This is a genomic window from Actinokineospora pegani, assembly GCF_009745975.1.
GTDB lineage: Bacteria > Actinomycetota > Actinomycetes > Mycobacteriales > Pseudonocardiaceae > Actinokineospora > Actinokineospora pegani.
Window position 1 is genome coordinate 83,317 of sequence record NZ_WHOL01000098.1, and the last position, 26,565, is coordinate 109,881.

Annotated in this window: 23 protein-coding genes; 10 read left to right on the plus strand and 13 right to left on the minus strand. The window is 71.9% G+C overall.

The genetic code is table 11. The annotated features are described in order from the left end of the window. The first annotated feature begins 143 nt into the window (after positions 1 to 143). Positions 144 to 311: a DUF397 domain-containing protein gene (locus GCL84_RS17725; RefSeq protein WP_156756752.1), complete on the plus strand. Its 168-nt coding sequence runs from the start codon at positions 144 to 146 to the stop codon at positions 309 to 311. A 192-nt stretch (positions 312 to 503) separates the two neighbouring features. On the opposite strand, the gene GCL84_RS17730 is transcribed toward GCL84_RS17725, so the two are convergent. From GCL84_RS17730 to GCL84_RS30140, 7 genes are all read right to left on the minus strand, one after another. After that, positions 504 to 3,029 carry a tetratricopeptide repeat protein gene (locus GCL84_RS17730; protein ID WP_197523325.1) on the minus strand — a complete coding sequence of 842 codons (2,526 nt, stop codon included), beginning with the start codon at positions 3,027 to 3,029 and terminating at the stop codon, positions 504 to 506. Positions 3,030 to 3,043: 14 nt separating this feature from the next. Next, complete coding sequence (locus GCL84_RS17735; RefSeq protein WP_156756604.1) at positions 3,044 to 3,364, minus strand: hypothetical protein; 321 nt, start codon at positions 3,362 to 3,364, stop codon at positions 3,044 to 3,046. A gap of 150 nt (positions 3,365 to 3,514) precedes the next feature. Beyond that, positions 3,515 to 4,909: a DUF2867 domain-containing protein gene (locus GCL84_RS17740; RefSeq protein WP_197523326.1), complete on the minus strand. Its 1,395-nt coding sequence runs from the start codon at positions 4,907 to 4,909 to the stop codon at positions 3,515 to 3,517. After that, entirely contained in the window at positions 4,906 to 5,277 is a 372-nt protein-coding gene (locus tag GCL84_RS17745; protein ID WP_156756606.1) for a hypothetical protein, read from the minus strand. Before GCL84_RS17745 ends, GCL84_RS17740 begins: the two co-directional genes overlap by 4 nt. A gap of 139 nt (positions 5,278 to 5,416) precedes the next feature. After that, complete coding sequence (locus GCL84_RS17750) at positions 5,417 to 6,553, minus strand: P-loop NTPase family protein (protein WP_156756607.1); 1,137 nt, start codon at positions 6,551 to 6,553, stop codon at positions 5,417 to 5,419. Beyond that, positions 6,550 to 8,349 carry a dynamin family protein gene (locus tag GCL84_RS17755; RefSeq protein ID WP_156756608.1) on the minus strand — a complete coding sequence of 600 codons (1,800 nt, stop codon included), beginning with the start codon at positions 8,347 to 8,349 and terminating at the stop codon, positions 6,550 to 6,552. The genes GCL84_RS17750 and GCL84_RS17755 overlap by 4 nt, the downstream gene beginning before the upstream one ends. Before the next feature lie 110 nt (positions 8,350 to 8,459). Next, positions 8,460 to 10,190 (minus strand): IniB N-terminal domain-containing protein, encoded by a 1,731-nt coding sequence (locus GCL84_RS30140; RefSeq protein WP_156756609.1) that lies wholly within the window; start codon positions 10,188 to 10,190, stop codon positions 8,460 to 8,462. Positions 10,191 to 10,480: 290 nt separating this feature from the next. Here GCL84_RS30140 and GCL84_RS17765 point away from each other — a divergent pair, with 290 nt between their 5' ends. After that, on the plus strand, positions 10,481 to 11,989 hold the full coding sequence (locus GCL84_RS17765; protein WP_156756610.1) for an Hsp70 family protein: 1,509 nt from the start codon (positions 10,481 to 10,483) through the stop codon (positions 11,987 to 11,989). Further along, complete coding sequence (locus tag GCL84_RS17770; protein ID WP_156756611.1) at positions 11,986 to 14,343, plus strand: helix-turn-helix transcriptional regulator; 2,358 nt, start codon at positions 11,986 to 11,988, stop codon at positions 14,341 to 14,343. The genes GCL84_RS17765 and GCL84_RS17770 overlap by 4 nt, the downstream gene beginning before the upstream one ends. Here GCL84_RS17770 and GCL84_RS17775 read toward each other — a convergent pair. Together GCL84_RS17775 and GCL84_RS17780 are read right to left on the minus strand one after the other, a co-directional pair. Further along, positions 14,340 to 15,794: a cryptochrome/photolyase family protein gene (locus tag GCL84_RS17775; protein ID WP_156756612.1), complete on the minus strand. Its 1,455-nt coding sequence runs from the start codon at positions 15,792 to 15,794 to the stop codon at positions 14,340 to 14,342. The two genes, GCL84_RS17770 and GCL84_RS17775, sit on opposite strands and share 4 nt — an antisense overlap. Positions 15,795 to 15,860: 66 nt before the next feature. Then, positions 15,861 to 16,760, minus strand: coding sequence for a sterol desaturase family protein (locus tag GCL84_RS17780; RefSeq protein ID WP_156756613.1), 900 nt, complete (start codon positions 16,758 to 16,760; stop codon positions 15,861 to 15,863). A gap of 80 nt (positions 16,761 to 16,840) precedes the next feature. Between GCL84_RS17780 and GCL84_RS17785 the strand changes: the two genes are divergently transcribed. Beyond that, on the plus strand, positions 16,841 to 17,437 hold the full coding sequence (locus GCL84_RS17785) for a TetR/AcrR family transcriptional regulator (protein WP_156756614.1): 597 nt from the start codon (positions 16,841 to 16,843) through the stop codon (positions 17,435 to 17,437). Positions 17,438 to 17,652: 215 nt separating this feature from the next. Here the strand turns inward: GCL84_RS17785 and GCL84_RS17790 are convergent, their stop codons facing one another. Together GCL84_RS17790 and GCL84_RS17795 are read right to left on the minus strand one after the other, a co-directional pair. Beyond that, a complete protein-coding gene (locus GCL84_RS17790; protein ID WP_156756615.1) occupies positions 17,653 to 18,642 on the minus strand; it encodes a hypothetical protein in 990 nt (329 codons plus the stop codon). Between the two features lie 405 nt (positions 18,643 to 19,047). Then, positions 19,048 to 19,494, minus strand: a complete 447-nt coding sequence (locus GCL84_RS17795) for an HIT family protein (RefSeq protein WP_235926383.1) — start codon at positions 19,492 to 19,494, stop codon at positions 19,048 to 19,050. Between the two features lie 31 nt (positions 19,495 to 19,525). On the opposite strand from GCL84_RS17795, the gene GCL84_RS17800 reads away from it, so the two are divergent. Continuing rightward, a complete protein-coding gene (locus GCL84_RS17800; RefSeq protein WP_197523327.1) occupies positions 19,526 to 20,149 on the plus strand; it encodes a TetR/AcrR family transcriptional regulator in 624 nt (207 codons plus the stop codon). Positions 20,150 to 20,244: 95 nt separating this feature from the next. Continuing rightward, a complete protein-coding gene (locus GCL84_RS17805; RefSeq protein WP_197523328.1) occupies positions 20,245 to 20,697 on the plus strand; it encodes an Lrp/AsnC family transcriptional regulator in 453 nt (150 codons plus the stop codon). Between the two features lie 62 nt (positions 20,698 to 20,759). On the opposite strand, the gene GCL84_RS17810 is transcribed toward GCL84_RS17805, so the two are convergent. Beyond that, on the minus strand, positions 20,760 to 21,392 hold the full coding sequence (locus tag GCL84_RS17810; RefSeq protein WP_156756617.1) for an LPXTG cell wall anchor domain-containing protein: 633 nt from the start codon (positions 21,390 to 21,392) through the stop codon (positions 20,760 to 20,762). 524 nt (positions 21,393 to 21,916) lie between these two features. Between GCL84_RS17810 and GCL84_RS17815 the strand changes: the two genes are divergently transcribed. After that, positions 21,917 to 22,987, plus strand: coding sequence for an MBL fold metallo-hydrolase (locus GCL84_RS17815; protein WP_156756618.1), 1,071 nt, complete (start codon positions 21,917 to 21,919; stop codon positions 22,985 to 22,987). Positions 22,988 to 23,068: 81 nt separating this feature from the next. Next, a complete protein-coding gene (locus tag GCL84_RS17820) occupies positions 23,069 to 23,251 on the plus strand; it encodes a DUF397 domain-containing protein (protein WP_156756619.1) in 183 nt (60 codons plus the stop codon). 392 nt (positions 23,252 to 23,643) lie between these two features. Here the strand turns inward: GCL84_RS17820 and GCL84_RS17825 are convergent, their stop codons facing one another. Then, on the minus strand, positions 23,644 to 24,618 hold the full coding sequence (locus GCL84_RS17825) for a hypothetical protein (protein WP_156756620.1): 975 nt from the start codon (positions 24,616 to 24,618) through the stop codon (positions 23,644 to 23,646). Between the two features lie 40 nt (positions 24,619 to 24,658). Here GCL84_RS17825 and GCL84_RS17830 point away from each other — a divergent pair, with 40 nt between their 5' ends. Both GCL84_RS17830 and GCL84_RS17835 read left to right on the plus strand, forming a co-directional pair. Beyond that, positions 24,659 to 25,174, plus strand: a complete 516-nt coding sequence (locus GCL84_RS17830; protein ID WP_156756621.1) for a GNAT family N-acetyltransferase — start codon at positions 24,659 to 24,661, stop codon at positions 25,172 to 25,174. Then, complete coding sequence (locus tag GCL84_RS17835; protein WP_156756622.1) at positions 25,174 to 26,505, plus strand: hypothetical protein; 1,332 nt, start codon at positions 25,174 to 25,176, stop codon at positions 26,503 to 26,505. Before GCL84_RS17830 ends, GCL84_RS17835 begins: the two co-directional genes overlap by 1 nt. Positions 26,506 to 26,565 lie beyond the last annotated feature (60 nt).

Sequence of the window (26,565 nt, forward strand, 5' to 3'; positions counted from 1 at the left end):
CATCACCGCAGACCTCCCCGACACCGCACCAGCACAAGAGCTGGTCGTGGGCAACGACGAAGCGGATGACCATGCTGGATCACAGCGCCCTTTCCGCTGCCGAAGCCACACTAAACTCGAGAGATCCTGAAGGAGGCGTGATCATGGAATGGCGCAAGGCAAGCTTCAGCGGATCCGGCGGTGATTGCGTGGAGGTCAGGCAGGGCCTGACCGCCGTCCGGGACAGCAAGAACCCCTCGGGCCCGGTCGTGGTCCTGGACCTGGCCAACCTGGTGTCAGCCGCCAAGTCCGGCACCCTGGATCGCCGCTAGGTCTTCCCCACAGGGGGTCCAGGCACAACCTGGACCCCCTTAACCTGCCCGAGCCCGCGACGAACAGCCCCGCGAACGGAGCGCCGGTGTACCTCGATCCCTGCGCCGTTATCCCCGGCACGTCCACGGCAACCGCGCTAGGCAACGGTGGGGGGCCGCCCGCTGCCCGGTGTCACCGCTGTGCATCGCGGATTACCGCAACGAGGCAATGAGGCGGCCTATCAGGGCGGCTGCTGAGTGGTCGGGCGGAAGCAGGGGCTTGATGGCGCACAGTTGCGCCGTGAGAATTTCATTCTCCAACAACGCGTCTTCGTCTCCGTCAACCTCCTTGAGGAACACGGCATGGATCTCTCGCTCCGCGGCATCGGGCCAGCGAAGAGCCTCGACTTCGTGGACTTCGACGCAGTGCCGGAGCGCCACCCCGGCTTCGTCGGAGCGCTCAAGCGTGGCGAGCAGGAAACAGAGTTCCATCCACGGCCGACTCGGGTCGTCGGCGGAGAGCTCGCGAAGATCGTCGAGGAAGCCGTTCACTAGTTGGTCCGGGTCTACCTGCTGAACCATGTCCGCTAGTTCTGCCTGCCCCGCTGCCTGGAGGCGTGTGGCGATGGCCGCCATCTCGGACTGGTCTTCGGCGAACAGGACGTGCAATGCCGATGCCTGTGCTTCTTGTGGATAGAGAAGCTCGGGCAAGCTGGTGAGGTATTCGTTCGCCGCTGTGATCTCGGCGAGTGCGTCCGCTGTATCGCCCATGCTGAGGAGCACGAGACCTAGTCCGTTGGACGCCATCGCCGCGGCTCGGTGATGACCGTGTTGGCGGTAGAGATCTCGGCCGAGGCGCGCACTGGTGACCGCTTCTTTGAAGTGCCCGGTTAGGCGCAGCAATTGACCCATAGTGCACCAGGCATTGGCTTCGACCGAGGGAGCGTCCAGTTCCTGGGCAATGGCCAAGGCACGCCGGCCTGCGGCCAATCCAGCTTCTGTGCTGCCATTTTCCACCAGCGTCAGGCCTAGCTCTTGCCACGCTAGGGATTCGTCGTGAGGATCAGCGAGCTTGAGCGATAGGCGCAGGCGCTTTTCGGCGACGGGAAGGGCTTCGTCTTCCCGGTCATCAAGGCGGAGCGCAACTCCAAGTTCGCGGAGCGCAGCGATCTCATGTTCTGGACGTGTGCCGATCTCGCCGAAAATCGTTGTCGCGTCCGTGGCAGAAGCGATGCTGTCGGCAATCTGGAGACATGCTCGCTGAGCCCGCGAGCGGTGATAGTCGGCTAAGCCTTCACCGAACCGGTCACCCGCCTCAATGGCGGCACGCTTCGCGATGGCGGTCACCATCAGGACACTGTCGTACTCACCGCGTTTGATCAGGTAGGGCGCGATCACCACCGCCAGGTCGATCGCCGCCTGATGTCCTGCGGCTGCGGCGACGGGGACAGCGGCGATCAGGTTGGCCTGCTCCGCCGCCAACCACTTCACCAATGTCGCAGTGGAGTCCTCTCCCGTCTGTTCCCGTAGCCGAGCGGTGGCATCGAGCGCGAGCGCGCTGTAGCCGTCGAGCAGACGTGCCAGTGCGCCGTTTCGCCCGTCCGAGTCGGCGCGGGCGTGACCGTGCTCGTCGGCGTAGAGCCGGATGAGGTCATGCAGGCGCCATCTGCCCCACACGTCACCTGGTTCGACCAGGTGGGCAGTCGACAGCCGCCGCAGGAGCTCTTCAGCGGTGTGGTCATCGACCTCGAGCAGCAGAGCAGCGGCGTGGGTCGACCAATCAGCACCAGGCGCGACCGGCAGCAAACGCAGCAGTGTCGCAGGCCTGTCGGCCAGGTCTTCATACGACAGGTCGAACGCCACCCGCACGGCCCTGTCCTCGCGGCTGAGCCGATCGAGCCTGGTGAGCCCGTCATCAAGGGCAGCCGCGAGCGAGGCAGGCGGGCGCGCTGGCGAATCGGCCAAGAGCGCACCGCAGATGTTGAGCGCGAGCGGCAACCCGGCACACGACTTGGCGATCAGCTCACAATCCCGCGGGTTGTCCTCGACCCGCGTGTCCACCGCGCCGCGGCGCTGGCGCAGCACGTGCTGGAGCAGCGTTACCGAGTCCGAGGAATCCAGCACGCCCAGCTCGCACAACCGCGCGTCCACGTCGAGCGTGTGCCGGGACGTGATCAACACTCCGGTGCCCTTGTCACCAGGTAGCAGGGGCTCAACCTGTACCCGCGAAGAGACGTTGTCTAGTACCAGCAACAGAGGCCGCCCGTTGGCAGCGAAGGCGTCGAGGATCGTCCGGAACAGGCGCGCCCGGTCATCGGCGCCTTCGGGAACGTGCTCTCCGGGCACCGCGAGCGACCGCAGCAACGAACCCAGCCCGTCGCTGGCGCTGACCAGCCGTTCCTTCTCGTATCCGTGGAGGTCGAGGAACAGAACACCCCCGGGGCACAAGCCGCGTTCGCGCACGACATGCGCGGCTTCGACGGCAAGCGCTGTCTTGCCGACCCCGCCCAACCCGGTAACGAGACAAGACCCGCTCCCATGCCCCTCAAACTGTGTCACCACCTCGGCCAACTCGCTGTCACGGCCGATGAGACCGGTGATCGAGCGCGGGAGTCCGCCGAGCGCAGGCTCCACCTTCGGGGGGAGGGTGAGGGTCACCTCCTTGCCCTGGATCACAGTGCCGACGAACACGCCACCGGAGATGGAGTTCACCGGTGTCTTGGCCTGGTGCCAGCGCACAGTCGCTCCCTCGATCAGGCCTCGCGGTCATGCGTTCGACGCCCGCCGGACCGATCTCGCTCCACGTAACTCCCGGTCTGAATGACGTCGTTGTGGAACTCACCGCCGGATATCGAGTTGGTGGTGCCCCCGTCCCGCCGTGGCTGTGCGGGTGCTCTCCGGTTCGCGACGTAGGCAGCGATCGCGACACCCAACCCCACGATGCCGACGAACGCACTGGTGACGCTGGCAGCTCGATCGGCCCGCTCCAAACCGAGAAGCACGAAGAACACGCCTAGACCCCCGAGGAGCAGCACACACCCCACCCACAGCACGATCCGCCGCCACGTCGCCATGCTCGCCATCGTGCCCGAAGCGCCACCCCCACAACCACCACAGGCCGCCGGTGTAACCCAGATGCCGGACACGGAGTCCACACAACACGACCTAGCGACGGCCTCGGCACGACGTCCAGGGTCGAGAACGGGGAACGGGGTGTGCGCCCCCTACGCCGCCTTGTCCCGCACCGCCCGCGCCAGGGCGTGCGCGCGCCGGGTCTGCTTGCGCGCCATCACCCGGAACACCACCAGGTGGACCGGGTACACCGCACGCCAGTACGCCCACCCGAGCAAACCCCGAGAACGCAACGCCCCCACCTGCCGCAGCTCCGGTGAGGTGCTGACGTCGATGCGGTAACCGAGCCACGCCTCGCCGCAGAACCACTTGTCGGTGTAGAGGACGATGTGGTGGTCGTCGATGGAGGCGATCGTCCACCAATCCACCGCCGCGCCCACGACGACGTCGTCGGGCTTCTGGAGCACCAGCTTCTCACCGAAGAGCTTGCCCAGCCAGATGCGCAGCACCCACGCCCACGCCCAGCCGTACCAGTGCAGGTTGTTCCCGCAGCGGGACAGGTCGAGGCGGGCGCCCTGGGCCTCCGACGGGTCCATGTCCACGGAGGTGCTGAGGGTGAAAACACCGTCGTGCACGCCGTTGTCGGCGTCGAGGACGTCGGTGGCCATCCGCTCGCGCTGGTCGTCCAGGGTGTGCTCGATGGCCTCGACCATCGACACCCGGGCGGTGAACGGGCTCTCCACCTGGGTGACCACGACGTCGTTGCGCAGGCTGTCGATGAGCGAGCTGCTCACCGCCTTGTCCACGGGGGTCACCAGGTGCACCCAGTACGACGAGAGTCCGGGGGACAGGTACGGCACCCGCACGACCCGCCGCCTGGGCAGCCCGCGCACCTTCGCGTAGAGCTGCATCAGCTCCTCGTAGGTGAGCACGTCGGGGCCGCCCACCTCGTGCACACCCGCGCCGACGCGCTCCTGGTCGGCCGCCAGCCGCAGCGACGCCACCAGGTCGGACTCGGCGATCGGCTGCACCGTCGTGGTGACCCACTTCGGGCACACCATGACCGGCAGCCGCTCGGTGAGGTAGCGCAGCATCTCGAAGGAGATGCTGCCGGAGCCGATGATCACCGCGGCGCGCAGCTCGACGACCGGCACCCCGGTCTCGGCGAGCAGCATCCCGACCTCCTGGCGCGAGGCCAGGTGCGGGGAGAGCTCGTCGGCGCCGAGGCCGCCCAGGTAGACGATCCGATCGACCCCGGCGGCGGCGGCCGCGTCGGCGAAGGAACGGGCCAGCGCGCGGTCCTTCTCCTCGAAGTCGGACCCGCCCGCCATCGCGTGGACCAGGTAGTAGGCCGTCTCGACCCCGGCGAGCACCTCGGTCAGCGCCTCGGTGTCCCCCACGTCGACCGGGCAGTGCCGCACGTTGTCGCCATCGGGCAGCTTCGCGCTGTTGCGCCCGAGCGCCAGCACGCTCACCCCGTCCGCGTCGAGGGACTCGACGAGCTTGTGCCCGACGTAGCCGCTCGCTCCCGCCACCGCGACCGTCATGTCAGCCTCAGATCCCCGGTGAACGCCCGCACCCAGGCGAGCAGTCCGTGCCATTCGGTGGCCCCGGCGCCCTTGACGGCCGCCATCCGGTCCTGCCAGGCCGCGTGCCCCACCGCGACCCGGATCGCCGCCCGGCTGAACCGCTCCCGCAGCGCCGCGGACATCGCCCCCACCACGAGCGCCCGCGTGTCGGCGTCATCCAGGTCCGGACTGTCCACCAACTGGTGATGCCGCCCGAACAATTCCACCGTCAGCGCACTGGCCGCGTCCGCGTCCCGGACACAGCAGTCGAACACCCGGAAGACGAAGGTCAGGAGTCGGTCGTGCTGGTCACCCCAGTCCACGCCGCCCCCGGGTGCCACCACCATCACACGCCCCTCACCACAGTTAGCCGAGACCTCCCCCAAAGCTAACCCCGCCCCACCCACCCCACCACTCGACCACCTGTGTCCCAACCCACCCTCGACCGCCACCACTCAGGATCATCGCCACCGGCAGATCCCGCCACTACGCCGAGATCACCCCGCGCGCCACCATCTCCTCGCAACTGCGCACCACCACCAACGCGGCCCGCCGCGCAGCCGAATCCCGCCGCACGTCCTCCCCCACCGCCCGCCACCGCGCCACAGCCCCCGGCGCGTCATCCGACACCGCCAACCGCTCCGCGGGCGTCACCCCGTGCTGCCCCAACAGGTACCGCGCCTCGGCCTCCTCCGCGCCCAGCACCACCCTCCCGGTGTCCAAGTCAGCCAACAACCGCAACTCCCGCAGGTCGTGCGCCGACGCCAGCGCCCGCTCCACCTCCTCCGCCAACCCCGCCGACCGGGGCTCCCGCCGCAGCACGGCCTCCAGGGCCGTCAACCCCGACCGCCCCCGCAACACCGAGGCCCGCGCCGCGAACCGCGCACCGATGGCCGCCCGCAAGTCCGCCACCCCGCTGGCCCGCACCAGGTCCCCGACCAGGTCCACCCCCGGCCGCCGGGCCAGCGTCGCCGCCAACCGGGTGCCGAACAACCCCAACCGGTCCAGCAACGCCCCCGCCGCGGGCGTCGCCGCGCGGAACCGGTCGACGGACAACAACGCGGCGTCCAACTGGGCCTTGGGCACCCGTCCCAGCGCGACGACCGCCTCGGCCTCGGCGGCGGTCATGGTCGACGCCCCCAGCGCCAGGACCCCCGCGACGGCGATGACGTCCTGGGACAGCACGCCCAACCCCGGCGACCGGGCCGCCCGCCTGGCCACCTGCCGGGCCGAGACCAGCGCGTCCACCCGCCCGCCGCCGAGTTCGTCGGCCCGCGACAGCACCACCAGGACCGTCACCGGGTCGCGGCCGCGCAGGGCGGTGACGTCCACGGCGGGGTGCGGGGTCAGCCACACCGAGGCGTCCACGTCCGGCTCGGCCGAGTCGATCAGCTCGACGTCGCCCGGCCAGTCGACCGTGAGGCGGTCGGTGGGGACCGGTTCGCCGACGACGGCGTTCATCAGGGTGGTGCGGCCGGAACCCGGGGCCCCGGTGATGCCGACGCGCAGCGGGCCCTCCACACGGGACCGGGCGGCGTGCAGGAAGCGCTCGGCGCGCGGGTTGTCGCGGAACAGCGGCAGCGCCTGGTCCAGCAGGGACCACGCCGTGGTCGCCAGGCTCATGCCGACAGCGCCGTCCGCGCGGCCCGCAGCGACTCGGCGCGCCGCCGCAGGGCGATCAGCTTCTCCAGGCCGCGCCGCACCTCCGCGGCCCTGGCGCCCTGGCGGGCGACGGTGGCGTCCATGTCGACCTTGATCGCGCGCGCGGACTCGGTGGCCTCCGCGCGCAGCCGCTGGCCGACGGCGGCGAAGCGGTCGCGCAGCGCGCGGTGGATGAGCCGGGTGGCGTCCTTGGTCTCCTTGCCGTAGGCGAGGAAGAAGTCGTCCACGTGGCGCTGGGCGGTGGTCTTGGCCACGGCCTGGCGGCGCTTGAGCCGGGCGCCGCGCTCCTCGAAGACGCTGCGGGCGCCGAAGGCGACACCGGCGCCGACGGAGAACGGGTTGATCAGCGGCAGCCCGGCCAGCGAGGTCGCCAGGCCGGACATGAGCAGGCCGCCGTAGGAGCCGCGCAGGCCGACGAACAGCTTCTGCGGCACGGAGAACTTCTCGATGTTGGGCGCGCGCAGCGCGTCGACGCGCTCGCCGGTGATCTCCTGGACCAGGTCGGCGGGCAGGTCGGCGGCGTCGGGCACGGCGTGCCGGGCGATCCGGCCCGCGGTCCACTCGAACCGCTCCAGCAGCCACGCCGAGTGCACCTCCGCCACCGAGGTCAGGTTCTGCGCCATCCACTCCTGGAACTCCGGCCACACCTTGGCCGGGTCGGCGGCGTCGAAGTAGTCGTCGACCGCGCGCAGGATGCGCCGGGTGCGGTCGCGCAGGTCGAAGTCCATGTCCGCCATCAGGTCGGCGATGTCGTCGGACAGCAGGGTCTGCCAGCGCTGCGCCTCCCGCGCCAACTCCTCCACCCGCCGACCGGCCGCGTGCCAGGCGGCCACGGCCACCGGGTCGGCCGCGGGCTGGCCCGCGTCGAACTCCGCTCGCAGCGGCACGATGAGCTGGTCCAGGGCAAGTCCGCTGGTGGCCGCGGCCGCCGCGGCGGCGACCCCGGCCGGGTCGGCGAGCACCTCGCGGCGCAGCGCGTCGACCAGTTCGGCGAACCCGGACTCGGCGTTGAGCCGCTTGTCCCCGGCCTTGGCCGCGACCAGGCGCAGCGCCGAGGACACCGGCAGCAGCGGGGCCGCGACCCCGGCCTCGGCGAGCAGCCCGCGGTCGCGCTCGGCCACCTCGCGCCAGCCCGGCACCATGTCGATCTTGGTCAGGGCGACCAGGATCGTCGGGCACAGCCGGGAGACCTGGACGAGCAGGTCGATCTCGGGGGCGCTGAGCACACCGGTCGCGTCGGAGACCAGCAGCACCGCGTCGGCCTCGGCCAGCACGTTCATGGCGCGGGCGGTGCGCGGGCACCCCGGGTCGCCGACGCCGGGGCAGTCGACGAGCACCAGTCCGGCGCCGAGCAGGGCACGGGGCAGGCCGACCTCGGCGCGCAGCACGTCGTCGCGGACCAGGGCGAGCTTGTTGGCCCGGCCGGTGGCGGCCTCGACCGGCCCGTCCGCCGCGGCGGGCCCGATGGCGAGGCGCTCGTCGGTGACCACGGCGGCCTCGGGGCTCTCGGCGTGGCGCACGACGGCGGGCACGGTGGTGGTCAGGTCGTCGCCGACCGCGCAGACCGGGGCGTTGAGGAGCGCGTTGACCAACTGGCTCTTGCCCTGCCCCGGCTTGCCGACCACGGCGACGCGCTGCCCGGGGTCCAGCAACCCCGCCCGGCGGTCGGCGAGTCGGTTCACCAGGTCAGGGCGCCTGCCCGCGGCGCACGCGCGGATGGTGTCGTCGAGCAGCTCAAGCCACGGCGAGACGGTCACCCATAAGAGTGTGCCGTAACGCTTCCGTGACATGAAACAGGCGGGGTACATCCAATGGACGTACCCCGCCTGCCTCAGCTAGCGAGTGACTGGTTCACCCAGTCGGGCGATCAGTGCCCCAGGTGCAGGTGGTCGTCCAGGTTGCCGAGGCCGCCGAGCAGGTCGGTCGTGCCGTGGACCACGTCGCCCAGCGGGCTGTCCGACAGCGCGCCGGACACGGTCTCCGGCAGCTTCTCCAGCTCGGTCAGCGGGTTGGCGACCGGCAGCTCCGGGAGCTCCGGGAGCGCGACGGGCAGGTCCACCGGCAGGTCGGTGGGCAGCTGCGGCAGGTCGGTGGGCAGCTCGGTCGGCAGCGCGCCCAGGTCCGGAACCTCCGGCAGCGCCGGGAGCACGGGCAGGGCCGGGACGGCGGGCAGGCCGTCGATGGTGTCGGCGATGGTGCCCGCACCGGTGTCGACGGCGGCGGTGACCGGGGCGGTGGCGCCGGTCAGGAAGTCGCCGAGGCCCGCCGGGGCCGCCGCGGCGGCGGTGTCGACGGTGTCGCCGATCAGCGCGCCACCGGTGGTGACGAAGTCGGCCACGGTGCCCGCGGACAGGTCGGCGCCGCGCAGGGCCTCACCGTCGAGCACGGTCCCCGGGTCGAGCGGCAGCGCGCCGAGGCCGTCCAGCGGCAGGCCGTCCAGGCCGGGCAGCTCCGGCGCGGTCAGCGCCGGGATGCCGAAGCCCTCGAGGCCCAGCTCGCCGACCGGGGTGGCGACGGTGGCGCCCGCGGCGAAGCCGTCCTCGTCCAGGACCAGGCCCGCGTCGACGCCGATGAGCTGCTCGACGCCCAGCGCGGCGCCCGCGTTCACGCCGTCCTCGAGGCCCAGCTCGGCGGCGGCGGAGGCCGACTCGGTCTCCAGGCCCAGGGAGGACTCGGTGACCTCGGTGCGCGCGTCGAGGTGCACCTGGTCGGTCTGCACGCCGGTGGAGGCGGCCAGGCCGTCGCGGTCCAGCGCCAGGTCGTAGCCGGCGTTGCCGTGGTCGGTGGCCAGGAAGGCGCCCGAGTACACGCCGTCGGTGGAGGCGTCGGCGCCCAGCTCGTAGGCGGCCAGGTCGCTCTCGCCGTGCGCGGAGACCTGCACGCCCTCAGCGGAGGCGGCGAAGGCGTTGCCCGCGGTGAAGTGCTCGGAGTCCAGGGCCAGCGAGCCCTCGACGCGGTCGAGGACGGAGCCCTCGACGCCCGCGTCCACGGTCGCCGCCTCGGAGTCCAGGCGCGCGTAGCCGGAGAAGTCGCCGTCGGTGCCGACGGCGGCGCCCGCCTCGCCCCGGAGGTGCTCGGTGTCGAAGGCGGTGTCGACGGACACGCCCTCGGCGGTGGCGTCCAGCCAGCCGGACGCGCCACCGTGCTCGGTGTCGACGTTGACCTCGCCGTAGAGGCCGTCCTCGGTGAGGACGCCCTTGGCGGTCGCGGTGAACTCGTCGGTGGTCACACCGGCGGCGACGGCGGCAGCGCCCTCGGCGGCGTCGGCCACGGCCTGGAGCTGCACGATCGGGTCGCCGTTGGACAGCGCCAGCTCGAACGCCTGACCGCCGTCGCCGATCGGGGTGTAGTCGATCACCAGCGGGATGACGTCCTGCACGTCCTGGGCGGTGATGTCACCGAGGCCCGCGCCGCTGAGGGCGGCGGCCGGGTCCTGGGCGAACGCCGAGCGGGCGGCGTCGTCGGAGAGCAGGTTGAGCACGAAGTCGTGCAGCGTCTGCTCCTCGGCGGCCTGCGGGGCCTGGGCCTGGGCGGCGTCCATGGCCTGGGGGGCCTGGGGGGCCTGCGCGGTCTGGTCCGGGGTGGACTGGACAGACAAGGGGGTTCTCCTCGGTGGATCTGGTGCTCAAAGCCTGGTGGCCCGAGGCCGGGGGCATCGACCCCGGGCTGACCACGATCAACCTAGGGACCGGGGGGACTCCCCCACATCGGGGAACACTCCCCGTGACACCCCGTACCTAGATCGGGTGATAAACGTTCACCTATTAGGGGATTAGGGGCTCGGAGATTGACCACCCGGGGTTGACCCCCGTGGGGGCCGGACTGGTACGAACTAGCCCCCTGGCCCACCCCATCGGCCCAGCACCACCGCCACCGGATGGAGTCGCATTGCCCTACGTGCTCGGGATCGACGTGGGCCGCTCGCGCGGTGTGGCGGCGGTCTGCAGGCGCACCCCGCACGGCCACACCCCGCCCGAGGTCGTCCCCGTCGACGGCGGCGCCCCCTGGTTCCCGGCCGTGCTGTTCGTCGGTGGCGACGGCGACGTGGTCCTGGGCCGCGCCGCCCTGCGCCGCGCGGCCGCCGAGCCCGACCGGCTGGCCAGGAACCCGCTGGACCGCGTCGGCGACGACGCCGCCGTGCTGCTGGGCGGCGAGCTCTACCCGGCCGAGACCCTGGTCGCCGCCATCGCCGCCTGGGTGGTCGACTCGGTCGCCGCCGTCGAGGGCGCCGACCCCGACCGGGTCGCGGTCACCCACCCCCCGGACTGGGGCCCGCACCGCCGCCGCCTCCTGCGCGAGGCCGTGGTGGAGGCCGGGCTGCCCAACCCGCTGCTCATCCCCACGGTCACCGCCGCCGCCGAGGCCCGCCACGACCACACCCCCGTGCCCACCGGCGCGGCCCTGGTGGTCGCACTGGCGGGCGGCTCCGCCCTGGAGACAGCGGTCCTGCACCGCACCCCCGGCGCGTTCGAGCTCACCGCCCACGCCACCCACCCCCACCCCGGCGACGCCCTGGACGACCTGCTCGGGGACCTCCCGCCCGAAACCCGCACGGCGACGAAGGAACGCCTGTCGACCAGCGCCGAGGTCCACCTGCCCCACCCCGACGGCGACGTCCGGGTGACCCGCCAGGCCTTCGAGGAACTGGCCCGCCCCGCCCTCGCCGCCATCGCCGCAACCATCCGCGCCACCCTCACCACCGTGCCCCCCGACGCCCTGGCTGGCGCCCTCCTGGCAGGAGGCACCGCCAACGTCCCCCTCCTGCGCACCCTCACCGCCTGCCCCACCGAGGACAACCCCGCCGCCACCCCCGCCCTCGGCGCCGCCCTGGCCGCCCGCCCCCTCCCCCACGCCCCCACCCGGCCCCGCCGCCCCTTCCCCGGCAGCGACCCGCGCCTGCACCCAGCCACCCCCGCACACCCCGACGGCCCCGGCAGCGACCCGCGCCTGAAGCCGTTGCCCGCCACCAACACCCCAGGACCCCCCATCCCCGGCTCCCACCTGCTCCCCAGCTCCCTCGGCACCGACCCGCCCCCCGGCGCCACCCCGCACACCCCCGCCCAGCGCCCGGACGGCCTGGTCGTCCCGCACCGCGCTCTGCCCGACCACCTGGCCGCCGACCCGCTCCTGCTCACCCCGCACGTCCCCGCCCCACCACCCCGGGTGCAGCCCCCGCCACCCCCGGTGCCCGACCCCCCGGTGCTGCCCACCACCCTCGACGAGCCCCCGCCGCCGCGCCCACCGGTCGAGATCAGCCCGCTCGTCCCACCCGTCAGCCGCTTCGCCCGCAAACGCGACGCGCCGCCCGAACAGGCCGCGCGCAAACCCGCCGCCCGGCCGAACACCGCTCGCAAACCCCGGACGAAGAGCGAAGACCCAGCCGAGGAACCCCGTTGATCCCTGGACACCCGCTGCCCGCCGAGCTGATCCTCGACGACCCCACGCAGCGCCTGTGCGCGGCCATCACCAGCGGCGCGCTGTCCCCGGTGCGGCTGGCGGTCATCGCGCCCGGCGGCTGGGGCAAGAGCGCGCTGCTCGACCTGCTGGCCACCGCGCCGGACGCCCGCGCGCACCGGCCGGGCCGGGAGCTGACCGGGCTGCTGCTCGTCGACGACGCGCACCTGGCGGGCGAGGCCGACCTGCGCGCGCTCACCGAGGCCGCCGCCGACCCCGGGGTGGGGCTGGTCGTGGCCGCCCGGCCCCGGCCCCGGCCCGCCGCGCTGACCGCCCTGCTGTCCCGGTTGCGCGGGCAGGTGGTGCTGCGCCCGTTCGACCGCGACCGGACGGCCCGCTGCCTGGCCGCGACCGCCGGGCGGGGCCTGCCCGACGCGGTGATCTCGTTGGCGCTGCGGCACACCGCGGGCATCCCCGGGCTGGTGCACCGGCTCGCGCCGCACCTGGGCGCGGACACCGAGGCCATCCCGGCCTCGGCGATCGAGGACTTCCGCTTCGACGTCGACCGGCTCGACCCGGACGTGACCGCGGTGCTCATCGCCCTCGAGGCCGGGGTGGGCGGCGACCTGCTCGGCTGCCTGGTCGCCGAGCCCGCCGAGACCGTGGAGCGCGCCAGGGCCAGCGGCATGGTCGGCCCGGACGGGTCCGTCCCGCCGCTGGTGGCCACCGCGCTGCGCGACCTGGTGCCCGCCGACCAGCGCGCGGCCGTGCTGAGCGCGCTCGCCGACGAGCGGCTGCGCCGCGGCGGGGCCATGGTCGAGTTCGCCGACGCCCTGCTCAGGGCCGGGTCGTCCGGCGGGTCGGCGGCAGCGGTCTACGCGGCCGCCGCCGAGCAGGCCGACCCGGCGCACGCCGTGCGGCTGCACGAGGCGGCGGCCGACGCGGGCCACCCGGTCGACGAGGTGCGCCGGGCCGAGGCGGAGGCGCTGTCCGGGGCGCTGGACAGCGCCTTGCGCCGGGCGGACGCCGTCCTGGCCACCGACTGCCCGCGGCGCGGGGCGGCCGCGGCCGTGGCAGCCGCCGTGCTCGCCCACCGGGGACAGCTCGCCCGCAGCGCGGAACTGCACGACTACGCCGGGTCCGGCGCCTTCGCCGCCATCGGCCTGCTCGGCGTCGGCAGGCTCGCCGACGCGGAGAAGGCGTTGCGGCACAGCGGTTCCGGCGAGCCGACCACCCTGATGGCGGGCGCGATCAGCTCAGCGGCGGCAGGTATCCTGAGCTCGGTCAAGGGCGCCGACCCGGCCGCGCTGTCCACTGTGGTCCGGGCAGCCGAGATGCTCGAGCCCCTGGGCCCGCAGTCCCTGCTGCCCGACAGCCCCGCCGCCCTCGGCGCCCTGCTCGCCCTGCACACCGGGGCCGCGCCCATCGCCGAGTCGCTGCTGGACCGGGCGGCGGCCGCGGGCATCGGCGGCGCGGTGCTCACCACCCGCCACCGCCTGCTGCGCTCCTGGTCGGCCATGCTGCGCGGGGAGGGCACCGCCCCCGGCATCGGCGCCGACCTGTCCCAGCGCGACTGGCTGTTCGCGGTCGCCCTCGCCGTCGGCGCCGCCCGCCGCGACAGCGACCTGGCCGCGCTGCGCGAGATCTGGGAGCAGGCGCAGGAAGCCGTCGTCCGCCACCCGGTCGACCTCTACGCGCTGCTGCCGCTCGGCGAGTTCGCCGTCGCCGCGGCCCGCCTCGGCGACCGCGAGCGCTTCGCCCCGCACCTGTCGCAGGCCTGGGCCCTGCTGTCCGACCTGGGCGATCCCCCCGCCTGGTCGGCCATGCTGCACTGGAACTGCCTGCACGCGGAGATCATCGCCGAACAGCCCACCGCCGCCCAGTCCCACGCCGACGCCCTCTCCGCCGCGGCGGCCACCAGCCCCTTCCACGCCACCCTCGCCGAGGCGGCCCACTGCTGGCGCCGCGTCCTGGAGGGCGCGGTGGACGCCGACCGAGTCGAGGCCGCCGCCCGCGGCCTGCACGCCGCGGGCCTGTGGTGGGACGGCGCCCGACTGGCGGGCCAAGCCGCCATCCGCACATCCGACCGCAAGGCCATGGTCGCCCTCCTGGACCGCGCCCGGGTCCTGCAAAGCGCCCCCACCCCCGACGAGACCCGCGCGGGCGCCCGCCTCAGCGACCGCGAACTGCAAGTGGCCGCGCTCGTGGTGGAGGGACTGACCTACAAGCAGATCGGCGACCGCCTCTTCATCTCCGCGAAGACCGTGGAGCACCACATGGCCCGGATGCGCTCCCGCCTGGGAGCCACCAGCCGAGCCGACCTCTTGGCCCAACTCCGCACCATGGTCACCCGCTAGAACTGCTCCCGAGCGCTTTCCTGCCGCCACACCTGCTCACCGTCACTCAACTTCCGCGCGGCCGCCAAGGGTCGCGCCATCCGCCGGTTGCCCGCGAGGGTGTGGTTGTTCGTGTACAAGAACGCCCAGTAGCCCGCTGTGAAGGGACATGCGTCCTCGCCCAACCGGCTCTTGGGGTCGAAGACGCAGTCCCCGCAGTGGTCGCTCATCCGGTTGATGTAGGCCCCGCCTGCCGCATAGGGCTTCGTCGCCATGAGACCTCCGTCCGCGTGCTGGCTCATCCCGATCACGTTGACCGGCATCACCCACGGGAACCCGTCAACGAACGCGGTCGCGAACCACCGCGTCAGCTCAGCGGGCTGAAACCCCCGCTGCAACGCGTGGTTCCCCAGCACCATCAGCCGTTGGATGTGATGCGTCCACCCCCGGTCGCGCACCCCCTCCATAGCCGTCCGTAGACACGCGGCCTGCACAGCCTCACCATCCAGATCCGCCCACCAGTCCGGAAGCCGTTGGTGCGCCCCCAAGTGGTTATGCCGCAGATACTCCGGCCCGAAGCGCCAATACAGGTGCCACACGTACTCCCGCCAGCCGAGGATCTGCCGCACGAACCCCTCAACGCTGTTCAGCGGGGCCTTGCCCTGTCGGTAGCGCTCCTCCGCTGCCTCAACCACCTCCAGGGGATCTAGCAACCCGAGGTTCAACGGCACAGACAGCAGCGAGTGCGCCATGGTCCAGTCCCCGCCCATCATGGCGTCCTCATAGGCGCCGAAGTCGGTCAGCCGTTCATCCAGGAAACGCCGCAACGCCCGGAGCGCCTCCTGCCGTGTGACCGCGAAGAGCCTGGGACCATCCCGCCCCACCAGGTCCAGCCCCAGCCCATCTATGTGCTCACGGACTTCTTCGTCCACCTTGCTCTCCCGTGGCCGATAGGCGCGCCCCACGCTGAGTCCGCCCGACGGAGGGGGCTCGCGGTTGTCCTCATCCAGGTTCCACCGGCCGCCCGTCGGCTCGACGCCGTCCATCAGAATCCCGAACCGACGTCGCTGCTCCCGGTAGAAGTTCTCCATCAGGAACGACTCCCGACTGCCCGCCCACTCCGCGAAATCGGCCTTGGACAAGGCGAAACCCCGCGTCGGCATGACCTGCTCGACCACACCGTCATGCTCGAGCCGCCGAACCAGGTCCTCGGCCGCGTGCGACCCCGGCTCGAAGACGGCGACCTTCTCCCCGAACTCCCGCAGCCCGTCCCGGTAGGTGTCGGCCACGATGTAGGAGCACCGATCGCCCAGCTCGGCGGCGAGGTGGCGCATCGCGGACAGCACGAGGTGCACCTTCTGCCGGTGGTACCGGTGGCGCCGCAACGCCGCTCGGGACTCGATCAGCACGACCGGCCGGTCCAGCCCCCTGGCGAACCCGACCTGGTCCCCGAACAGCCACACGGCGGTCATGCCCCCACTGTCCCCCAGCGACCGCCGCACCGCCCGACGATCACAACCCCCTGCCGCGCAACCCTTTCAGCCCCTGTGGACAGATCCGCCCGGCTCTCGGCCGGACACGGCACCCTGATCAGGCCGCCACCCCGGCGGCCCGAGCACGAAGCCCACCCGGTCGCGCCAGGCCCTGGCCGAGCGCACGTCACGCCAGATCGCCCCGTACTCGTGGAACTGGAGGCGCAGCACGTTGTAGGTGCCCACGGGCGTTGTCAGCCCGTAGGTGGGCCTGCGCCCCTCGGCGCGGAAGGTGCCGAAGAGCCGGTCCCACACGATGAGCACGCCCGCGTAGTTGCGGTCGAGGTACTCCGGATCGCTGCCGTGGTGCACGCGGTGGTGCGAGGGCGTGTTGAACACGAACTCGAACCACCGGGGCAGCCTGCCGACCTTCTCGGTGTGCACGAAGAACTGGTAGATGAGGTTGACCGAGAACGCCGCGTAGACGGTCCACGGCGAGAAACCGAGCAGCGGGAGGGGAATCCAGACCAGCACCTCGAACCACTGGTTCCACTTCTGGCGCAGCGCCGTGCCCAGGTTGAAGTACTCGCTCGAGTGGTGCGCCTGGTGGGCCGCCCACGCCAGCCGCACCCGGTGGGCGAACCGGTGGTACCAGTAGAAGAGGAAGTCCACACCGAGCAGCAGCAGCACCCACGACCACCAGGTGTCGGCGGGCAGGTGCCACGGTGCCAAGTGGTCCCACAGCACGGTGTAGAGCAGCAGCGCGGCGGTGCGGAACACCAGGCCCACGACCAGGCTGCCCAGCCCCGCCATGAGGCTCGCCCGGGTGTCGCGGCCGTGGTAGCCCTTGGCCTGCTCGTCGTCGAGGACCCGCAGGGCGACCAGCTCGATACCGATGAACAGCGCGAACACCGGCAGCGCGTAGCCGACCGGATCGCCGAACTGGTGCCGCAGCGCTTCGAGCACGAGCCACCTCCAGTAATTGACCTCCGAGTAACTTACCTCGGAGTCAATTCACTGCCCAGCCCACTCGATAAGCTGGTCGGATGACCGCCAGCACCGGAACCAAGGGCGTCCCCCGCGCCGAACGGGAAACCCAGATCCTCGACGCCGCGGTCGCCGAGTTCGGGCGCAACGGCTACGCGGGGGCCTCGGTCAACACCGTCGCCGCGCTGGCAGGTATCTCCAAGCCGCTCGTCTACAGCTACTTCGGCTCCAAGGACGGCCTGTTCGTCGCCGCCCTGCACCGAGGCGCCGCGACCATCATCGCCAGCATCGAAGCCGCCCGGGACAACAACGGCATGCGCCTCGCCTCGGAAACCCTCCGCGCCGTCTTCACCGCCCTGGCCCCCCGCCCCCACGACTGGACCCTCATCCACGACCTGACCCCACCCCCCGGCAGCCCCGCCGCCCACACCGCCGCCACCTACCGCGCCAAACTCGCCGAGATGGCCACCGACGGCGTCTCAACCCTCCTGGCCGAACGAGGCAACACCAACCCCTTGGACGCCTCCGCCCTGGTCGACGTCTGGCTCAACGCCGTCACCGCCCTGGTCCGCTGGTGGCACGCCCACCCAGACCAATCCGCCACAGACATGTCCACCCGCTGCGACCGCCTGATCCAAGCCCTGTTCCTCCCCTGACCCCACCCCTCCCAGTCCCCCCACCCCCACCACGCCGCGCTCCCGGTAGCCCCACCACACCACAGCCCCACCACACCACAGCCCCACCACACCACAGCCCCACCACACCACAGGGGGCCGAGCCCAGCTCCATCCTACCCGCCCAGGGCCCGCCCGAGGCCGGTGTGGATCTTGCCTGTGGACAACTCAACCCCCCATCCACAACCCCGCGAGCCCTACCGAACCGACGAAGTGCCCTCCGAACCATCCGAGTCATCCGAAGACGACCGAGGCCAGGCAGGCGACTCATCATCAGCCCGCCGCCGCAGCAGCCGCCGATCGTCCTCCGGGTGCCCGGTGATCCGCGGCCACCCCGGGTTCGCCACCGCGCTCAGCGCGGGCCGCTCCGCCCCACCCGCGGTGTCCAGCCGCTCAGCCGTGTACGTGGGCTCGGTCTCCGACCTGTTCACCGCCGCCGTCAACTGCGCGAACGTCGGCAGCAGATCAGCGGCCTCGCGCACCTGCTCCGGGTGCCGCGACAGCCACCACACCACAGCCGTCCCGGGGTCGGTCAGCACCTCATCGGCCAGGTAGGCCCGGTTGTGCTCCTCCAACTCCCGCTCCTGCTGCCGGACCTGCTTCTCCTTGCGCAACTCGGCAAGCCGCGCCAGCCGCCGCGCGTCCTCGTCGGGCACCGTCAGCCCGATCGACTCCGCCCACGCCACCACCTGACCGGAACGGTCGGACAGCATCGCGCCGAGGTCAGCCGCCAACCGGGCCTGCACCGCGTCAACGTCCGCAGGCGCCCCACCAACAGTCACCGCACGCGCGCGCTCGAGGATCGCGTGCACCGCGAGCCCCTTGAGGTTCCCGTGCTGCTGCTGCCCCACCCCCTGCGGAATCCAGCAGACAGTGCAAGAGAGCATGAAACGGTAGTACGGCTCAGCGCTGTCCACCGGGATCGACGGCACATGGTGCTCGGAGTGCGGGGGCGTCGGCGGCTTCGCGAGGGCCGCCCGCTGCCGCGCCGCCTCCTCCCGCAGCGCCCGCTGCTCCCGGCGGAAGAGGACCTGCTTGACGATCAGCCCGCTGGCCCCCAGGGACAGGACCAGGGCGAGCATGATCAGCCAGCGCCCCCACCCCAGCGCCAGTCCCAGCAGCCACGGCAGGGCCAGCCCCGCGACCACCACCAGGGCGGGCGTCCGCCAGCGCGTCGTGAAATCCACAGTAGGTGGGTACCTGCTCGACCCGGCCAGGAGTAGCACGGCCGACGACATTCCCTCGAAGATACGAACGTCGGAGCCCCCCACTGGTCCAGACGGCCGATCGCGCGACCATCCCCAGGCTGTGGACAACCCGACTTCGGCCCGCCCCCACTGTCACCCCCACCCAGTAACGTGGAATCCGGGGGTCCCCAGCGTCGGATGATCTTGAAAGCCCCGCCTCGCAGGCGATCGACACCCGGCCGCCCACAGGACGAGCGCGGCCCAGGAGCCGACATGCCGGAGCCCGCCAGGCGCTCCAGCGGACCAAGACGTCCGCGCCGCCCACCCGCGACAACCGGCCGACGAACGCCGCGGAACACCCAGAAATGCAAAATGCAGGTCGGTGAACCAATTCGACCGAATGGATCACTGTTGCGCGGCGAGTGCCGCACGGATTTTCTCGGCGTAGGCCTCGGCCGGGTTCTCCGCGTCGTAGGGGTGCCGGGGTCCGAGCCAGAACCGCAGGCCGTCCTTCGGGTTGCGCGGGATCACGTGCAGGTGCAAGTGGGGAACCGATTGACTGATCACATTGTTGATGAGGATGAGCGACCCAGCCGCTTCCAGCCCGTCTTCCACCGCCCGTTCCAGTCGCTGGGCGGTGGTGAAGAAGTGCGCCACCTGGTCGGCGGGAAGGTCGCTGAGGATCGTGTGGTGCTCCTTGGGCACGAGCAGGACATGACCCCGGAAAAGTGGGCGGTGGTCGAGGAAGCCCAGCACCGCCTGGTCCTCGACCACGATCTGGGCGGGCGACTGACCAGCGATCACCTGACAGAACGAGCATGTTTGCGACATACGTTCCTCCACTCCGCCCATACCCTCATCACACTCTGGGCACAATGGTGCGGTGACCGTTCCAGACACGCCGTACCAGGTGCGCAGAGCACCCACGCAGTATCGAGCAAGCCGTCAGATCGAGCGGATTCTGGATGCCGCCTCGCGCGTGGTCACCGAGAAGGGTTTCGTCGGCACGACGACCGCCGACATCGCGAAGTCAGCCAAGGTTTCGATCGGTTCGGTCTACCGGTACTTCCCCGACAAGATCGCGGTGATGAAAGCCGTCGTCGAACGCAACTCGGCGCGGTACCTGCGCCGGGTCGACGAGGAAACCGGGGGGATGCCGCCCGCGCAGTGGCGCACCGCCGTCGAGCACGCCTACGACATCTACGTCGACATGTGCCGCACCGACGACGGCTTCCGCGCGCTCAGCGGCGCGGGCATCGCCTCCGGCGAGCTCGAGTCGGCGTCCAGCGTCGAGGACCCGCTGTCCCCGGCGTTCGCGCAGATGCTCGTCGAGCGCTTCGGCTTCCCCGCGACCCCGGACCTGCGCACCACGATGATCCAGGTCGTCACCATCGGCGACGTCATGTCCCGGCTGGCGTTCCGCCTGGTCCCCGGCGGCCACGTGGGCACCCTGGTGCAGACCCGCCGGATCATCGTCGACCTGCTGGTCCCCCACGGCCCACTCTGAACCCGGTTCGACGAATCCGCCCCGCGACCAAACCACCCCCGCCCCCGCTCCGAACCCCCTCTGGCTGAACTTTCGAGCGGAAGGGGAGCGGCCCGGTGGACCTGGACCAAGTCGACATCGCCATCCTGCGTGAACTCCAGCGGGACGCGCGCCTGCAGAACAAGGAACTGGCGGGCAAGGTCGGCGTGGCACCGTCGACCGCCCTCGAACGCGTGCGGTCGCTGCGCCGCCGGGGTGTCCTCACCGGCTTCCACGCCTCGGTGAGCCTGGCGGCGCTGGGCAGGCCGCTGAGCGCCCTGCTGTCGATCCGGGCCCGTCCGCACCGCGCGGACGTGCTCTCCGAGTACCTGCTCGAGCAGCCGGAGACGCTGTCCCTGCTGCACCTTGCGGGCCCGGACGACTACCTGGTCCGCGTGGCGGTCCCGGACACCGAGCACCTGCGCAGGCTGATCAACGAGCGGCTCGAGGCCCGCCCGGAGGTGCTGTCGGTGAACACCGTGCTGGTGTTCGAGGCCCGCGACCGCGCGGAGCAGGTGCCGATCATCTGACCCAGGGCAGACCGAAGCCCCGGGGACCCGTGGTCCCCGGGGCTTCGTCACTCCAGGCTGGATCAGCCCTTGGCGGTCTTGCGGCGCACGGCGACCAGCGCGCCCGCGCCACCCAGGACCAGCACGCCGCCGATGGCCAGCGGGAGGGCGATGCTGGCACCGGTGTCGGCCAGGTCGTCCTCACCCACGGGGACCGCGGCGGGGGTGGTGGACGGGGCGGGGGCGGTGGTCTCGACCGGCGGGGTGGTCTCCGAGGTCGGCGGGGCCGTGGTGGGCTCCTCCGGCGTGGTGGTGGGCTCCTCCGGCGGGGTGGTCTCCTTCACCGGCTCCACGCACGCGTCGATCGTCTCGGTGGCGTCGAAGTTGTACTTCGCGTTGTCGCTGGCCACGACCTTGACGACGATCTCGTGCTCGATGGTCGGGTCCAGGTCGGGCCACACCTGCGAGAACGACTTGCCGAACGTGGTGTTCACCAGCTCCTCACCGTTGTCGGTGACGAGGACGGTGTTCTTGTCGCCGCCCGCGTAGGCGGTCAGGTTGAGCTTGACCTCACTGCGCTCTTCCGCGGCGTAGCACTTGGCGTCGAACCTTGGGGTGTGCGCGGACGCGGTGCCGACCAGGCCGATGCTGGCGGCGGAGGCCAGGACGCCGACGACGGCGGCGCGAGCCAGGACACGGGAACGGGACGTGCTCACGGAACTCTCCTCGGTTAGTGCTGGGGAAAAGTCGTCCGCAGCCCCGACTCCCCAAAGCCGCGTGACGTTATGGGCCGAGACAGTAGTCACCTAGTCGAGTGAAGCCACAGCCGGGTGGGTACTAGGTGTGGATTTGTTATCCAGAAGTGTTGCAGCGGCTGTAGTCCATATGGGGGAAAGAGCTAATGATTCCTACGCAATGTGGATGCAGGCGGGTCACAACTCGCCCAACTGGAGCGCACACAGCGTCACGAAAAGCCGCTTGACCGCGCCCAACCAGGTGTGACCGACGCACCAAGGCGCGCGCATGGAGGCTCAGCGTGAACCCGCGACAACGATCCGGCGCAATTGCGCATTCGGACTCAACATCTGTCGTGAAAAGGACTGATCCACACGGCTTTTCGTGCGTTGACGCGTGAGCGGCGCCGGGGTTGCCCGGCCGCTAAAGAATCACTGTGCGTCCCCGCAAAGTCGGACTTTGGTCGCTGAGAGTGCCCTCAACCCAGCGATGGCAGGCTGGAGACATGAAACGCTCTCCAGTGGACCTGAGCGGCCTGGTCGACGCAGTGCTCTCTCGCGAGGCCTTCGGCGGTCGCGCCACGGGCGGCCGGGCCGCGCGGGTGTCCCGGTCCCCGCAGTTCCGCGGCGGCCGGTTCCACAACCGGACCGCACCGCGCCCGGTCGCCGTCACCACGGCGGTCAAGGAGCTGGTGCGCGGCGGGCAGCGCCGCACCCCCAACGGCGAGGTCCCCCTCGTCGCGCCCACCATCCCCGAGGCGCGGGCGCAGGGGCTGCACCTCACCTGGTACGGCCACGCCACCACCCTGGTCGAGATCGACGGCGCGCGCGTCCTACTCGACCCGGTCTGGAGCGACCGCGTGTCCCCTTCTCGCATCGCAGGCCCCCGCCGCCTCCACCAGCCGCCGACAGCGCTGTCGGAGCTTCCAGCGCTCGACGCCGTCCTGATCTCCCACGACCACTACGACCACCTGGACCTGCCCACGATCCAGGAGTTGGCCCGCACCCAGACCGCCCCCTTCGTCGTTCCGCTGGGCATCGGCGCGCACCTGGAGCGCTGGGGGGTCCCGGACGACCGCATCATCGAGCTGGACTGGGACGAGAAGACAGAGCTGTCCGGCATCACCCTCACCGCGACCCCCGCGCAGCACTTCTCCGGCCGCCTCTTCGCGCGGGACCGCACCCTCTGGGCGTCCTGGGTGATCGCGGGCCCCGTGCACCGCGCCTTCTACACCGGCGACTCCGGGTACTTCGACGGCTACCGGGAGATCGGCGCCGAACACGGCCCGTTCGACGTCACCCTGGTCCAGATCGGCGCCTACAACGACGCGTGGCCCGACATCCACATGACCCCGGAGCAGGGCGTCGCCACCCACGAGGACGTCGGCGGCGGGCTGATGGTCCCGGTGCACTGGGCGACGTTCAACCTCGCCACCCACGGCTGGACCGAACCCGTCGAACGCCTCTGCGCGGAAGCCGACCGCCGGGGTGTCCTGGTCACCGTCCCCAAGCCCGGCCAGCGCGTCGACGTCTCCGACCCCGGCGACCTCGACCCCTGGTGGCGGGCCCTGCGCTGAGTCCCCATTGGACGATCCCCACAGCTCCGCCCCCGGCCTATCCTGGATTCCGTCCAGGCAACCCGACCAGGAGGAGCCCCGATGCCGTTCGACCCGACCACCCCCCGCTGGCGCAAGAGCACCTTCAGCAACACCAACGGCGGCCAGTGCGTTGAACTAGCCACCCCCGGCCCCTTGGCCGTCCGCGACTCCAAGAACCCCGACGGCCCCACCCTGGTGTTCCCCCAGGAGACCCTCGCCGCCCTGCTGACCCACCTCCGCTGACCAGCGGGTCTGGGCCCGCCGCCGCGCGGGCCCAGACCCATCCTGAGCCACGCACGCGGTGACGCCATCGAAGTCGGTGAGCCGGGCCCGCAAGCGGTTGCGCAGCACATCAGGCGTCGAAACCCGAGGTCAGGCGCCTCGGCCTGGTCTGCGGGGGGCGACGTTGGTGTGGGGCCATGCCAGGTTCGGGATGGTGGCACGGACGAACTGGATCAAGACCGTGAGCCACCGGCCCCCACCCGGATCAGCGACCAGAGCCCCGCCACCCCTCCACCGACCAAGATCATCCGGCTCGGGGGACCCCCGGTTTCAACGCTACCGGCGCACACCGACAAAACCGGCCCGCCGAACACCAGCCATCCACAGGCGCGCAGTTGTCCACAGGGCCTGGCTCAGTTCAGCCCCAGCCGGATCAGAGCGCGCGCGAACGCGTGCTCGCCCCCGTAGCTCCAAGGCAACGCCGATGGGCGGTTGCCCACGAACGCCAGGTGGGCCCGAGCCCGCGCGTGGTCGCCTGCCTCCAACATGGCCCACCCGAACAGGTTGTGCGCCTCCTTGTCGTAAGCCCGCACGCGCGCCGTCCCCCCGCTCCACTTCTCGTCAGCCCGCTCGAGCTCCGCGCGCAGGGGGCCGCGGAAGTAGCGGGCGTGCAGGCGGACGTAGGCCCAAGTGCTGCCGTCGGCGAGGAAGCGGTCACCCTCCTGCATCAGGTACTCGGCGTGGGCCAGCGGGAGCATGGCCGTCAGGGGGCTGCCTGCCGCGGCCTTGTCGGCGGTGTCGCGGGCGAACTCGAACATGGCCTCGTGGGAGCCGTCCGATGCGGCGGTGAGGCTCTGCAAGCGGGCGCTGTGCGCGGGGTAGGAGGTCGGGCAGCGCTTGATGGCCTCGTGCCAGACGCGGTCGCCGTTGAGGCGCATGGCGCGGGCGCAGCGCTGCAGCTCGACCCAGGGGGTGGCGTCGACCGGGGCGAGCTTGGCCGCGGCGAGCAGGGGGTCGCGGGCCTCGCGCAGCCGTCCGGCGGCGAGGCGGTCGTTGGCGCTGATCTCACTCGCCTCGGCCAGGAGCGTGGAGCCGAGCAGCAGCAGGGCGTCGGCGGCGTCGGGCTGGTCGAGACCGCGGGCGATCATGGACCGGATCTCCATCGATTGGCCCACCGCGGCGTCGGCGAGCGCGCGGACGCGCTGGGTGCGCAACTCGTGGTAGTCGCGGCATTCGCGCAGCAGGGCCTGGGCGGCCTTGAGGTGCCCGTCGCGGACCGCGTCGACACCCGCGTCGAGGGCCATGTCGTCCCAGCAGCGGTCCAGCACCAGGGTCTCGGCTATCGCAGCGATCGCTTCGCGCGCCTTCTTCCGGCCGAACAGTCCCATGCCTGTGAGGGTATCCACCCGCCGCCGCTAGGCTCGGCCCGTGCTCACCTTCCGCCCGGCGACCGAGACGGACGTCGACGCGCTCACCGCCCTCGTCGAATCGGCCTACCGGGGCTGTTCGAGCCAGGTGGGCTGGACCACCGAGGCGCACCTGCTCGACGGGCAGCGCACGAACGCGGACGGGGTGCGCGAGAGGCTGCCGCTGATCGTGCTCGGCGAGTCCGGCGGTGAACTGGTGGTGTGCTTCGAGTTGGAGCTGACCGACGACAACGCCCAGTTCGGGATGTTCGCGGTGCGGCCCGGCACGCAGGGCGTCGGGATCGGCGGGCAGGCGCTGGCGCACGCGGAGCGGATCGCGCTGGAGCGGGGCGCGCGGCAGGTTCGGCTGAAGGTCATCGCCCAGCGCGCCGAGCTCATCGCCTGGTACGAGCGGCGCGGGTACGCGCTGACCGGCGAGACGTCGCCGTTCCCCTACGGGGACGAGAGGTTCGGCAAGCCCAGGCGGCCGGACCTGGTCTTCGCCACCCTCTCGAAGGCCCTGCCAGTCCCCGCGTGATGTCGATCTACACCCACATCGCCGGGCACGACGGCCCGCTGACCGACGACCTGCCCGACGTGGCGGGCCTGGAGTCGGCGCTGGCCCTGCTGACCGACGCGCCCGCGGTCTGGTCGACCTCGGCCCCGGTCGACGTCACCGACCTGCTGCCCGCCGCCGTCACCGGGGGCGGCTACGACGACCTGTACGCGGCGCTGCTGTCCGGCGACCCCACGCACACCGCCCCCGACGACGGCCTGCGCGCCCTGGGCGTGCGCCTGGTGACCGAGGCCGACGACCGCGGCCCGGTGCGCTTCGGCCTGACCCTGCTGGGCCCCGACGACGTCGACCTGCTGCTCGAGGTCGGCAGGCACCCGGTTTTCACCGCCACCGCGGCCACCCGCCTGACCGAGGTCCTACCCGACCCGTCGGTGCCGCTGATGCGCCTGGCCCGCTCGGTCGAGGGCTGGCCGCGGGTGGCCGTGGTGTCCTGCCTGACCGAGTGCGCCTCGCCCGAGGTCCGCGAATGGCTCGTCCGCGACGGCTACCGCCACTCGGCCGCCGAGCCCTACCTGATCCCGATCGCCGCCCGCCACCTCGCCGAGGTGCTGGCGGGCCCGGTCGACCCCGCCCTGCTCGGCTCCGCGTGCGAGATCATCAGCACCCTGCTCGACGAGGCCCACTTCGAGGTCCTGGACGACATCCCGGACACCCCGTCCCTGCTGGCCGCGCTGCTGCGCAAGCTCGAGCACGCCGACCACACCCTGGGCCACCTCACCCTGCTCACCCGCCTGGACGTCTACCTGTCCGGCCCCGGCTGGGACACCCGCTACCGCACCCGAGGCTGGACCCTCGCCTGGCACGAGACCCTGACCCGCCGCGTCCGCGACCTGCTGTCGTCCCCCGCCTGGCGCCCCCTGGTGGAGACGGGCCTGCGCGACCCCGCCCACATCCACGCCGCCCTCAGCGGCGCGTCGTCGCAGGGCATCGACCCGTTCCCGGCCCTGCTGGCCCACGTCCGCCGGACCGGCGAGGACTGGCCCATGCTGCTGACCTGGCTCACCCCGCACCGCCTGCCCGAGATCCTCGCCGCGGCAGGCGAGCACCCCCTGGCCCCCGCGGCCCTGGACGCCCTGGCCGCCGCGCTGGCCCCGCACCCCAACCACGGCCCCGAGTTCCTCTTGGCCGCCCTGGCCTCCCCCGAGCCCCACACCCGCGCGGTCGCCACCCGCACCCTCACCACCTGGGGCCCGGCCACCTGGTCCCCCGACATCCAAACCGCCCTGCGCGCAGCCATCGCGACCGAACCCAGCGCCACCCTCCGCCAGTCCATGACCCAACTCCTGGTCTGACCCACCCGGCCCAGCCCAACGCCTGCCCCACCCATCGCCCCGGTCCCTGCCCTGCCCTGC